Annotated in this window: 10 protein-coding genes; 3 read left to right on the forward strand and 7 right to left on the reverse strand. The window is 71.7% G+C overall.

All coding sequences use genetic code 11. The features are described from left to right. Positions 1-26: 26 nt before the first annotated feature. The 5 genes from AB0F38_RS21660 to AB0F38_RS21680 form a co-directional block, all read right to left on the reverse strand. On the reverse strand, positions 27-887 hold the full coding sequence (locus AB0F38_RS21660) for a DNA-formamidopyrimidine glycosylase family protein (protein WP_361895703.1): 861 nt from the start codon (positions 885-887) through the stop codon (positions 27-29). 45 nt (positions 888-932) lie between these two features. Further along, entirely contained in the window at positions 933-1,796 is an 864-nt protein-coding gene (locus AB0F38_RS21665) for an amidohydrolase family protein (protein ID WP_361895706.1), read from the reverse strand. Beyond that, a complete protein-coding gene (locus AB0F38_RS21670; protein ID WP_361895709.1) occupies positions 1,793-2,824 on the reverse strand; it encodes an aldo/keto reductase in 1,032 nt (343 codons plus the stop codon). The genes AB0F38_RS21665 and AB0F38_RS21670 overlap by 4 nt, the downstream gene beginning before the upstream one ends. A 139-nt stretch (positions 2,825-2,963) precedes the next feature. Next, positions 2,964-4,322 (reverse strand): wax ester/triacylglycerol synthase family O-acyltransferase, encoded by a 1,359-nt coding sequence (locus AB0F38_RS21675; protein ID WP_361895712.1) that lies wholly within the window; start codon positions 4,320-4,322, stop codon positions 2,964-2,966. A 119-nt stretch (positions 4,323-4,441) separates the two neighbouring features. Beyond that, positions 4,442-6,508, reverse strand: a complete 2,067-nt coding sequence (locus tag AB0F38_RS21680) for a SpoIIE family protein phosphatase (protein ID WP_361895715.1) — start codon at positions 6,506-6,508, stop codon at positions 4,442-4,444. 219 nt (positions 6,509-6,727) lie between these two features. Between AB0F38_RS21680 and AB0F38_RS21685 the strand changes: the two genes are divergently transcribed. Then, positions 6,728-7,240: a DUF1990 domain-containing protein gene (locus AB0F38_RS21685; RefSeq protein WP_361895718.1), complete on the forward strand. Its 513-nt coding sequence runs from the start codon at positions 6,728-6,730 to the stop codon at positions 7,238-7,240. Between the two features lie 16 nt (positions 7,241-7,256). Then, on the forward strand, positions 7,257-8,693 hold the full coding sequence (locus tag AB0F38_RS21690) for a lipase maturation factor family protein (protein WP_361895721.1): 1,437 nt from the start codon (positions 7,257-7,259) through the stop codon (positions 8,691-8,693). 64 nt (positions 8,694-8,757) lie between these two features. Here AB0F38_RS21690 and AB0F38_RS21695 read toward each other — a convergent pair whose 3' ends face one another. Beyond that, positions 8,758-8,931 (reverse strand): hypothetical protein, encoded by a 174-nt coding sequence (locus AB0F38_RS21695; RefSeq protein ID WP_361895987.1) that lies wholly within the window; start codon positions 8,929-8,931, stop codon positions 8,758-8,760. Between the two features lie 366 nt (positions 8,932-9,297). Next, positions 9,298-10,788, reverse strand: coding sequence for an SDR family NAD(P)-dependent oxidoreductase (locus tag AB0F38_RS21700; protein ID WP_361895723.1), 1,491 nt, complete (start codon positions 10,786-10,788; stop codon positions 9,298-9,300). Positions 10,789-11,115: 327 nt separating this feature from the next. Here AB0F38_RS21700 and AB0F38_RS21705 point away from each other — a divergent pair, with 327 nt between their 5' ends. Then, positions 11,116-12,012, forward strand: a complete 897-nt coding sequence (locus tag AB0F38_RS21705) for an RNA polymerase sigma factor SigF (protein ID WP_361895726.1) — start codon at positions 11,116-11,118, stop codon at positions 12,010-12,012. The last annotated feature ends 44 nt before the right edge of the window (positions 12,013-12,056 follow it).

Raw genomic sequence — 12,056 nt, forward strand, 5'->3', positions numbered from 1 at the left:
CGCCGGAGGGTGACGCGGTGACGGGCCTACTTCAGCAGGCGGGACAGCCGCCGGTCGGCCAGGGGCCTGCCGCCGGTCTGGCAGGTGGGGCAGTACTGGAGCGAGGAATCGCTGAACGACACCTCCAGGACGGTGTCGCCGCATACGGGGCAGGGCTGTCCGGTACGGCCGTGGACGCGCATGCTGCTCTTCTTCTCGGCCTTGAGCCTTCCGGCCGCGACGCCGCGGGAGCGTTCGACGGCCTCCTGGAGCGTGGTGCGCATCGCCGTGTGGAGGTGGGTGATGTCGTCGTCGCCGAGGCTGGTGGTGAGCTTGAACGGGGACATCTTCGCGGCGTGCAGGATCTCGTCGCTGTAGGCGTTGCCGATGCCGGCGATCAGCGACTGGTCGCGCAGGGCTCCCTTGATCTGCCGCCGTTCCCCGACGAGCAGCCGGGCGAAGGCGTCCCGGTCGAAGGAGTCGGCCAGCGGGTCGGGCCCGAGGCGTGCGACGCCCGGTACGTCGGCGGGGTCGTGGACCAGGTGCACCGCGAGGCGTTTGGTGGTGCCCGTCTCGGTCAGGTCGAAGCCGTCGCCGCCGGTGAGGACCGTACGCAGGGCCAGCGGCCCCTTGCCCGGGCGTGGCGGGGTCGCGGGGAAGCTGTCCTTCCACCGGAGCCAGCCCGCGCGTGCCAGGTGGGTGAGCAGATGGAGCGGTCCCGCCGTGATGTCCAGGAACTTGCCGTGGCGGGTGACGGAGGTGACGGTGGCGCCCTCCAGTGCGCTGAGCGGCGGGTCGTACGTCTTGAGGACGTTGACGGCCAGCGGCAGGACGCGGGCGATCTCCCGGCCGACCAGGTGGTCGTCGAGGAAGTCCCGCAGGGCTTCGACTTCCGGCAGTTCGGGCATGACTCCAGCCTGCCGCAGCGGCCCGGCGGATGCCTCCCCTGACGGTCAGGAGGTCGTGCTCAGGCCGTAGACGCGGCGCGCGGTCGCCGAGAAGACGGCCTGCTGTCCGTCCTGGCCGAGACCGGCGGTGAGCCTGCGCGCCGTGTCGACGACGTCGGCGTAGGACGCGGCGAGCCGGCACACCGGCCAGTCGGACCCGAACATCAGCCGCTCGGGGCCGAAGGCGTCGATGACGGTGTCCGCGTACGGGCGCAGGTCCTCGACGGTCCAGGTCCGGGGGTCGGCCTCGGTGACCAGACCGGAGAGTTTGCAGACGGTGTTGGGCAGCGCGGCGAGTGCCCGCAGCCCGTCGGCCCACGGCTGCGTACGCCCCGTCGCCACCGGCGGCTTGCCCGCGTGATCGAGTACGAAGGTGAGTCCGGGCACCATGGCGGCGGCCCGGACGGCGGCGGGCAACTGGTGCGGCAGGACGATCAGGTCGTACGTGAGGCCGGCGGCGGCGACGGCCTCCAGCCCGCGCAGGACGTCGGGGCGCAGCAGCCACCGGGGGTCCGCTTCGCCCTGGACCTGGTGGCGGATCCCCACCAGCCTGTCCCCGCCCGGCAGGCCGCGCAGCGCGGCGAGGGTGCCTGCGACGTCCGGCGCGGTGAGGTCGGTCCAGCCGACGACGCCGGCGACGAGGCCGCTGCCCGCGGCGAGCGCGAGGAACTCCGGGGTCTCCTCGGCGACGGTGACGGTCTGGACGAGGACGGTCGCGCCGACCCCGGCGGCACGGGCCTCCGGCTCCAGGTCGGCGAGCGCGAAGCTGCGGCGGAGCGGGGCGAGGTCCTCGCCGGTGATCCAGTCCTGGTCGCGTACGGACAGGTCCCACACGTGGTGGTGGGCGTCGATGCGCATCGGCTGCGTCATGTCTCGGTCAGCTCCGTGGGACTTCGCGGTGTGCGGCCGCGTACCCGCCCCCGGTCCTCGCCGAGGAGCCCTTCGGCGCGCAGGTCTTCCCAGAGCGCGGCCGGGACCGGGGTGCGCAGCAGCGCGGCGGCGTCCCGCACCTCGTGCGGGGAGCGGAATCCGACGAGCACGCCGGCGACGGCCGGGTGGCCCAGCGGGTGGTGCAGCGCCGCGGCGCGCAGCGGGACACCGTGCCGCTCGGCGACGGCCTTGAGGCGCAGCGCCCGGTCGACGAGGGGTGCGGATGCCGAGGCGTAGTCGTACGTCGTGCCGGGGCGCGGGTCGGCGAGGAGCCCGGAGTTGAAGACTCCGCCGACGACGACGCTGCGGCCCCGGGCGGCGGCTTCCGGCAGGAGTGCGTCGAGGGCGCTCCGGTCGAGGAGGGTGAAGCGGCCGGCGCAGAGGACGGCGTCGACATCGGTCTCGCGTACGAAGCGGGTGAGCATGGCGGTCTGGTTCATCCCGGCGCCGATGGCGCCGACCATCCCTTCGGCGCGCAGCTTCTCCAGGGCCGGGTAGCCCTCGCGGAAGGCCGCTTCCTCGTGGTCGTCGGGGTCGTGGAGGTAGACGATGTCGATGCGGTCGAGGCCGAGACGTCCGAGGCTGTCCTCGATGCTCCGGCGGATGCCGTCGGCGCTGAAGTCCCAGCGGCGCCGATGGGTGTGCGGCACGGCGAACCCGTCCGACAGCCCCTCTGCGGCGGCCGTTTCCGCGGCGGGCAGCGGTTCGAGCAGCCGGCCGGCCTTGGTGGACACCGTGTACGCGCCGCGGGGGCGGGCCCGCAGGGCCTCGCCGAGGCGGCGCTCCGAGAGGCCGAGGCCGTAGTGCGGCGCGGTGTCGAAGTGGCGGACGCCCTCGTCCCAGGCGGCGTCCACGGCCGCGGCGGCCTGCTCGGGGGCCACCTCGGTGAAGAGGTTGCCGATGGCCGCCGCTCCGAAGGAGAGCTCGGTGATCTCGACAGCACTGCTCCCGAGCCTGATGCGCCGCATGCCCGTGCCGCCCCCTCCGATGATCACCTATGGTCCGCACAGCGAATATTCATCGGACCACTGGGATGCGTCAACACCTGTGACCGCCCCGAAGTGGCGAATGCCCGGCTATCTGTCCGATCTATGGGGCCGGCGGGCGCTACGCGGGGGCGGGCACCCTGGGGACGAGGGCCCGCAGTTCCAGGAGCTCGTCCCCGACGGCCGCCGACAGACGGTCCAGGTCGGGCAGCGCCTTGCCGTCGGCCACCAGTCCGACCTGCACCCGCCCGCCGTACGTGGACAGGGCGACGGCCAGCGACTGTCCGCGGGCCAGCGGCGCCATCGGGTAGACGGCACGCAGCGGGCAGCCGCCGAGCGAGAGCGCGGAACGCGGGAGGGGCACGCTGGTGACCAGGATGTCGAAGAGCATCCGGGCCGCGTTCCCCGCCAGCGGCGCCCCGAACCGGTGGGCCAGAGCGGGCAGCTGATCGGCCAGTACGGCGACGGCGCCCGCGCCGCGCATCGGCCCTGCGGCCTTGTTGCGGTCCATGCCCGTACGCACCAGGCGCAGCCGCTCCCGCGCGTCGGGTTCGCCGACCGGGAGGCCGAGGAGGTAGGCGGAGAGCCTGTTGGCACTGGCCGCACCGCCGGGTCTGCGCCGGGAGACGGGAACCAGCGCGCGGGGGTCGGCGCCGGGCAGCGCATCGCCCCGCTCCGTCATCCAGCGCCGCAGCGCACCCGCGACCACGGCGAGCAGCACGTCGTTGGCCGTGCCGCCCTCGGCCCGGCGGATCCACCGAACCGTTTCGGCGTCCAGCTCGGCGGTGGCCAGACGGCGGGTGCCGCTGGAGCTCGCGGTCAGGGCGGTCGACCCGCGCAGGTCGAGGCGGCTGGCCCGTACGACGGAGGCGCCGACCCCCAGCGCCCGGCCGACGTCACCGATCCGGTCGAGTGCCATGCCCGCCGCCTCGTACGGGCCGGGCAGCCAGGAGCGCGGCGGCACCGGTGTGCGGCGGCGCACCGCGCCCCGGCCGGCACCGGCGGAGGCGATCTGGTCGAAGATGCCGGCCCCGATGGCCACGGCCCGCATCCCGTCGGCCAGCGCGTGGTGCAGCTTCACCAGGACGGCGAAGGTGCCGCCACCGCCGCCGTGGAGGAGGTACATCTGCCACGGCGGCAGCCCTCTCCTCAGGGGCTGTTCCATGAGTTCGCCGGCGAGGCGGGTGGCTCCCGCCATGAAGTCGCCCTCGGGAAGCACCACCTGCCTGACGTGCCGGTGCACGTCGAAGTCCTTGTCGGTGAACCAGGCGGCACCACCCACCGGCAGCAGGACGTCCCGCACCCGCATCCGCAGCCGGGGAATCGCCGCGGCGCGGGCGCCGAGCAGTTCGAGCAGCTGCTGCGGCGAGACCCCCGGCGCCGTGGTGAAGACCGCGAGCGCGCCGAGGTGCATCGGGTGGGCATCGGTTTCGAGGTGCCAGAAAGCCAGATCAAGAGGTGCCAGTAGCTCGGTACTCAACGGGGCCTCGCGTCATCTGCAGCAGAACTACGGGATCGCAGTCAATCCCTGATGGCCAGTTACGGTCAAGCATCGTCATGCTACGTACTGTCACAGTCTCGCGCCGCCGGGACTCCGCGCTATCGGCGCTCCGGGACGATGAACTCGCACCACACGCATTTGCCGTTGCCGCGCGCCTCCACGCCCCAGTCGTCGGCCAGCCGGTCCACCAGCATCAGCCCGCGGCCGGAGACCCCCGACACCCCCGCGTCCCTGCGGCGCGGCAGGGCGCTGGAGCGGTCCTCCACGTCGACCCTCAGCCGCCGCTCGGGGCCGGTGAGCACCCGGATGGTGACGATCGCGCCGCCGTCGGTGTGCATGAGCGCGTTGGTGATCAGCTCGTCGGCCGCCAGCTCGACCTCGTCCGCCCGGTCCTTGGCGCCCCAGGCCCGCACCGCCGCGCGGATCATGTGCCGGGAGGAGCTCAGCGCCTCGGGATCGTTCTGCGCGACGTGCTGCTGGAGCCGGCCGCCGGGGTGCGGTGCGTGGGCGGCGTTGCGGCGCAGCAGGAGCACCGCCACGTCGTCCTCGCCGCAGCGCTCGTCGACGACCTCGCAGAGCCGGTCGGCGAGCTGCTGGAGGTCCTGCGGTCCGTCGCGCACCATCGAGGTCAGCAGCCTCATGCCCTCGTCGAGGTCGATGCCGGGCAGCTCCACCAGGCCGTCGGTGTACAGGACCATCGTCTGGCCGGGGTCAAGGTCGATGGTGCTGACCGGGTAGTCCAGCTGTCCGAACTCCGCCGAGAGCCCGAGCGGCAGACCGCCTTCGGCGGGCAGCTTGCGGCAGCTCCCGTCGACTTCCCGCACGAGAGGGTCCATGTGCCCCGCCCGTACCAGCTGCACCACGCCGGTGGTCAGGTCGGCCTCGGCGTACGAGCAGGTGGCGAAGCGGTCGGTGTCCAGTTCGTGGAGGAAGACGGAGGCCCGGGCCATGACCGTGGCCGGGCGGTGGCCTTCGGCGGCGTAGGCGCGCAGCACGATCCGGAGCTGCCCCATGACCGCGGCGGCGTGCGTGTCATGGCCCTGCACGTCGCCGATGACGGCACCGACCCGGCCGCCGGGCAGCGGGATGATGTCGTACCAGTCGCCGCCGATGTCCCGGCCGCGTCGTGCGGAGCGGTAGCGGACGGCGACCTGGGCGCCGGGCACGGCGGGGATCCGGCGGGGCAGCATCGCCTGCTGCAGGCCTTCGGCGAGGTCGTGCTCCTGCTCGTAGAGCATGGCCCGCTGGAGGCTCTGGGCGATCGAGCTGCCGAGGGCCACCAGCAGGTTCCGCTCGTCGCCGGTGAAGCCCGCCTTGTTGCCGTAGAGAAGACCGAGAGCGCCGATGGGCCGGGCCTGGGCGATGAGGGGCAGATAGGCCGCGGCGGTGATGCCGAGGTGGCTGATGTGCGGCCACAGGATCGGGTACGAGGTCGCGAAGTCCTCGGAGGACTCGATGAACCGGGGGGTGAGCGTGCGGATCACCTCGCTCATCGGGTAGGGCTCGTCCGTCCGGGTGTAGCGGGTGCCCGGTACGTACGCCCCGTCGGGGCCGTCGGCCACCAGGTGGATGCGCCCCGACTCCAGCAGGCCCATGACGAGGCTGGTGGCGCCGAGGTTCGCCAGGCCCTGGGAGTTCTTCAGTACGTCGGTGACGTCCTTGACGGTCCGGGCATGGGCCAGCGCCGCCGTGGTCCCCTCGACCAGGCTGGTGCGGCGCCGCCGCTCCTCGTCCACCGAACGGCGGGCGGTCGAGTCCGCGAGCTCCTGGGTGGCGTCGCGGATGATCCCGATGATCCGGCGGGGCCGTCCGGTGCCGTCCCGGCGGATGAAGCCCTGGGTGTGGGTCCAGCGCAAGGAACCGTCGCGCCGCGTCCTTCGGAAGTAGGCGCCGTAGTTGCTGCGGCCGCTCTTGAGAGCCTGCGAAACCATGCCGTCGAGCCGGATCGCCTCGTCGGAGGGAACGCGCGGGGCGAGGGACGCGGGCCGGTCGTCGTACTCGTCGGGGCGCAGATCGAACACGTCAAGGGCGGGCTGGTCCATGTGCATGAGCCCGCTGTCCAGATCCCAGTCGAAGCTGCCCATTCGGTTCAGGGCGAGGCTGAGGTCCGGGTGGGCGGGCCAGTCGTCCGGGAGTGACAGGGCACCCGCTACCCGATCATCCATGTGCGACACTCTGCCATTATTCGTCCGATTCCTCGACCGAGAAATTCGCCTTGAACGCGTTCAAGAAAACCTCTACGCTCGGCGCGACACCGACTGAACTCGTTCAAGTCCGAGGGTGGCGTCCTGTCCGAGCCGGTCGGCCCGACGGTGACACCCCCATGTCGCGCCGCGCGAGGGGCGCCGCATCCAGGACCGCACCCACCCGGAGGACAGGACCGCATGAACGCCCTGACGTACCCCGAGGTCGGAGCCACCCGCCGGGGACCGCTCCCCGCGGGCTACCACCACCTGCACCACCGGACCGCCGTCGGCCGGGGCCGGGCCGACTTCGAGGCGGCGGGCGCCGCCGTCACCGAATGGCGGATGCACCGTGCGGCCGGAACCCGCGTGAACGCCTCAGCCGAGCGGGCGGCCGTCGGGGACGACGTCGAGATGTCGCTGGGCATGGGGCCGCTCCGCCTGGCCGCTCACTGCGAGGTCGTCTGGACCGCGTACGAGGACGGGCGCATCGGCTTCGGCTACGGCACCACGGCCCGGCATCCGGAACTGGGCGAGGAGTGCTTCGTGGTGGAGCTGGCGGACGACGGGACGGTGTGGTTCACCGTCATGGCCTTCTCGCGCCCCGCCTCCTGGTACACCCGGCTCGCCGGACCTCTCGTGCCGGTGCTCCAGCGGTGCTACGCGCGCAGGCTGGGCAACACGCTGCGCCGCGGAGTGCCCGGAGGCCGGTGAGCGGATACTGGAAGAGATGGAGTGGTTCACCGCAGACGGGTACTGGCTCAGCCGGCTGATATTCCAGCGGGCCCTCGCTGCCGTCTATCTGGTCGCGTTCCTCTCCGCCGCACTCCAGTTCCGGGCGCTGATCGGGGAACGGGGCATGCTCCCCGTGCCCGAGCTGCTGCGCCGCACTCCCTGGCGCGCCGCTCCAGGCCTGTTCCGGCTCCACTACTCCGACCGCTTCTTCGCCGTCGTCGCCTGGACGGGCTGCGCGGTCTCGCTCGCCCTCCTGGCGGGCCTGGACGGGTACGTCCCGCTGTGGGCGGCCCTGGTGCTGTGGGCGGTGCCCTGGGTGCTGTACCTGTCGATCGTCCAGGTCGGCCAGGTCTGGTACGGCTTCGGCTGGGAGTCGCTCCTGCTGGAGACGGGCTTCCTCGCCGTGTTCCTCGGCAACGCGGACACCGCGGCCCCGGTCCTGGTGCTGTGGCTGCTGCGCTGGCTGCTCTTCCGGGTGGAATTCGGCGCCGGACTCATCAAGATCCGCGGAGACGCGTGCTGGCGACGGCTGACCTGCCTGGACTTCCACCACGAGACCCAGCCGATGCCGGGCCCGCTGAGCTGGTTCTTCCACCACCTCCCGAAGCCGGTCCACCGGGTGGAGACGGCCGCCAACCACGTGACCCAGCTCCTGGTGCCCTTCCTGCTGTTCGCCCCGCAGCCGGTGGCGAGTGCCGCGGCGGCGCTGATGGCCGTCACCCAGCTGTGGCTGGTCCTGTCGGGCAACTTCGCCTGGCTGAACTGGCTGACCATCACCCTGGCCCTCGCCGTGATCGACTGGTCCCCCCTCGCCGGTCCGCCACCGGCACGGTCCGCGCCACCCCTCTGGTACGAGGTGCTGGTCATCGCCGTCACCGCGCTCGTCCTGGTCCTCAGCTACCGCCCGGCGCGCAACCTCGTCTCCCGCCGCCAGGTGATGAACCGGTCCTACGACCCGCTGCACCTGGTCAATACGTACGGGGCGTTCGGCAGCATCAGCCGGGTGCGTCTCGAGGTCGTGGTGGAGGGCACCGACGAACAGGTGATCCACGAGGGGACCCGGTGGCGCGAGTACGGCTTCCGCGGCAAGCCGGGCGATCCGCGCAGGATGCCGCGCCAGTTCGCCCCGTACCACCTGCGACTGGACTGGATGATGTGGTTCGCCGCGCTCTCCCCCGCGTACGCCCGCTCCTGGTTCGGGCCGTTCGTCGAACGGCTGCTGCGGGGCGACCGGGACACCCTGCGGCTGCTGCGCCACAATCCGTTCCCCGACGCGCCGCCGGCCCATGTCCGGGCCAGGGTCTTCCACTACCGGTACACGGACCCGCGGGAGCTGCGGGCCACCGGACGGTGGTGGCACCGGACCTGCGTACGGGACTTCATGCGGCCTGTGGCACGGCCCATACCGCTGCGGCCCCGGGGGCGGACATGAGAATGCTCCGGCCCCGTGGTGTGCGGGGGCCGGAGCTCAGCTCTGCGCGCGGGGGTGCGAGCGGTCAGTCGATGCCGGGCAGGATGTGCGGCTCGGCGAGATCGTCCTCGTAGCCGGCCAGCCGGATCGGCGCCGACCTGGCCCAGACCTCGATGTTGCGGAGCTTCTCGGGCCCATGGGTCAGCGCTCCGGTCCGTTCGGCCGGATGCTGCTCGCTCTTCGTCATTTCAGGTGTCACCGCGGACTCCTTTGCGTCGCGTAACCCCGGGCGGTGGCGACGCCACGGCTGTCGGAACCGTGTATCGACCGCCCTCTGCGGGGCAGGGGCAGAAACAGTTCGGTCGCGGTGGCGCCGGTATACGGGGCGGGACGGCGGTCCGCTTACAGACCTGTCCCAGGACGGCCGAGGAATTTTCGTGGATCCCTTGGTGGCGTCCGTTCGCTTCAGAGTAACCAAATGAGCGCGATCCCGCTCGACAGAACGTGTGGCCTGAGTCACTTTCAGCCAACGGAATTCACCACGCGTTCCCCAGGAATCACACCCCCGGACGAAAAAGCGGCAACCCATGGGCACCGGGCCGCCGCCGTTTCGCTGTCGGTGAGGTCACCAGCCCGCGGGCGCGTAGTCCTTCAGGAAGCAGCCGTACAGCTCCTCGCCCTCTTCACCGCGCACGATCGGGTCGTAGACCCGGGCGGCGCCGTCGATGAGGTCGAGCGGGGCGTGGAAGCCCTCCTCGGCGAGACGGATCTTGTCAGGATGCGGCCGCTCGTCGGTGATCCAGCCGGTGTCGACGGCCGTCATGAGAATGCCGTCCTTCTCGAACATCTCTTGGGCGCTGGTGCGGGTGAGCATGTTCAGCGCGGCCTTGGCCATGTTGGTGTGCGGATGGCCGGCGCCCTTGTAACCGCGGCTGAAGACACCCTCCATCGCGGAGACGTTCACCACGTAGGCCCGCTTCGCCGTCGTCCTGGCCATGGCCGGGCGGAGCCGGCTGATCAGGATGAAGGGAGCGGTGGAGTTGCAGAGCTGGACCTCGAGGAGCTCGATCGGCTCGACCTCCTCGACCGTCTGGATCCAGCTGTTCGTGTCGTGCAGGTCGGGCACGAGGCCGCCCGCGTCGATCGCTGTGCCCGCGGCGATCCTGGCCGGGGAAGCGGATCCGGTCACCAGCGCAAGCCCCGTGACGTCGTCCGCGGTCAGCCCCTCGCCCTCCTTGCGGGCGGCGGGCAGAGCGGCGACCCGGTCGACGGAGCCGCTGCCGAACGTGCCGATCACCTCGGCTACGGGCAGCTCGCCCGCGGGCAGCGGGGCGGACTCGGCACCGAGCAGCTCGCTGTAGGCCTGCGCGGAGCGGCGGACCGTCTGCGCGGCGTTGTTGATCAGGATGTCCAGCGGGCCCTCGGCGGCGACGGAGTCGGCGAGGGCGACGACCTGGGCGGGGTCGCGCAGATCGATCCCCACGATCTTGAGCCGGTGGATCCACTCGTCACTGTCCGGCATCGCCTTGAAGCGGCGGATCGCGTCGTTGGGGAAGCGGGTGGTGATGGTGGTGTGCGCCCCGTCGCGCAGCAGCCGCAGCGCGATGTACATGCCGATCTTGGCCCGGCCGCCGGTGAGCAGGGCCCGACGTCCGGTGAGGTCGGTCCGGGCGTCGCGCCGGGACCGGTTCTCCTTGGCGCACGACTGGCAGAGCTGGTGGTAGAAGGCGTCCACCTCGACGTACCTGGTCTTGCAGATGTAGCAGGACCTGGGGCGCTGGAGTATGCCCGCGATCTCGGCGGTGGCCGTGGACGACGGGAGCACGCCCTGCGTCTCGTCGTCGATGCGCTCGGCGGAGCCGGTCGCGGTGGCTTCGGTGACGGCCTTGTCGTGCGCGGTCTTGGCGGCGCGGCGCTCCTGGCGGCGGCGCTGCTTCACGGTCCGGTAGATGCCGGCGGTCGCCCTGCGGACGGCGATGGCGTCCGGGTGGTCGACCTCGATGGAGTCGAGCTCGTCGAGCACGCTCAGGCAGACGGCCAGCCGCTCCGGGTCGATACCGGGACCGAACTCGTCGATTCCGGGAGCGAGCTCCGGGCTGTCCTCTGTCACCGTCATTGCCGTTCCTCTGTTACTCGTCACTCGCGCCGCTGCCGGGCTCCGGTGGTGGGGAGGAGGTCCGGCCCGGGGCCGGCGGGACCGGCGCGCCATGGGCCGAATGCCCCGGTCAAGTCTGCCATGAGTCGGGCGTTGCTCCGTTCGGCTGTGAGCAGGCGCTCCCACAGGCCGTGACCGGGGTTCCCCGCGGGCTGCGACCGGCGCTCCCGCAGCCTCCGGCCGGGTCCTCGCACGGGCCGGAGAAGAAGATTCCGAATTCGTAGGCATGACTTCCGGAAAGCAGGGCAGATGCCGCTCCGTACACAGGACTCCAGGGAGGGCGACACCATGACGGCCATGTCAGTGCGAACCACCGAGGCGACCGGCACAGCGGCGGCGCGGTGCGACGAGGCCGCCGCGGGTTCCGAGGGGGCCGTGCTGCCGTGGATCGAGGACGCGGGAAAGGTCGCTCCGAAGGACGCACGGGCCATGTCGAAGCTGTTCTTCGACCGGCTCCAGGTCCTCGAGGAGGGCACCCACGAGTACCAGTACGCCCGCAACACCCTGATCGAGATGAACCTCTCACTGGTGCGCTTCGCCGCCTCGCGGTTCCGCAACCGCGGCGGTGACGACACCGAGGACATCATCCAGGTGGGCACGATCGGCCTGATCAAGGCGATCGACCGCTTCGACCTGTCGCGCGAGGTGGAGTTCGCCACGTTCGCGGTGCCGTACATCGTCGGTGAGATCAAGCGGTTCTTCCGTGACACCACCTGGTCCGTCCACGTTCCGCGCCGGCTGCAGGAGCTGCGTGTCGAGCTGGCCAAGGCCAAGGAGCAGTTGTCCGCGGAGCTCGACCGCGATCCGACGGTCGCCGAGCTCGCCACGCATCTGGATCTCCCCGAGGAGGAGATCATCGAGGGTCTGGTCGCGGCCAACGGCTACTCGGCCGGCTCGCTGGACACCCCGAGCGCCGACAGCGACTCCGGCAGCGACCAGCGCGCCTACGCCGATCTGCTCGGCGAGGAGGACCCGGCCATGGAGAGCGTCGAGAATCTGCACGCCCTGGCTCCGCTGCTGCGGCAGCTGGACGAGCGGGAGCGGAAGATCGTCCGGATGCGCTTCGGCCAGGAGATGACGCAGGCCCAGATCGGTGCGGAGCTGGGCGTTTCCCAGATGCACGTGTCTCGGCTGCTCAGCAGGATCGTGCAGCGACTGCGTGCGGGCATGTGCGTCGAAGCCTGAGCGACCGTGACGTGAGAGGAACCACCGGGGTCCGGCTGACCGCC

The sequence above is a fragment of the Streptomyces sp. NPDC025273 genome (assembly GCF_040638585.1).
GTDB lineage: Bacteria > Actinomycetota > Actinomycetes > Streptomycetales > Streptomycetaceae > Streptomyces > Streptomyces cinereorectus.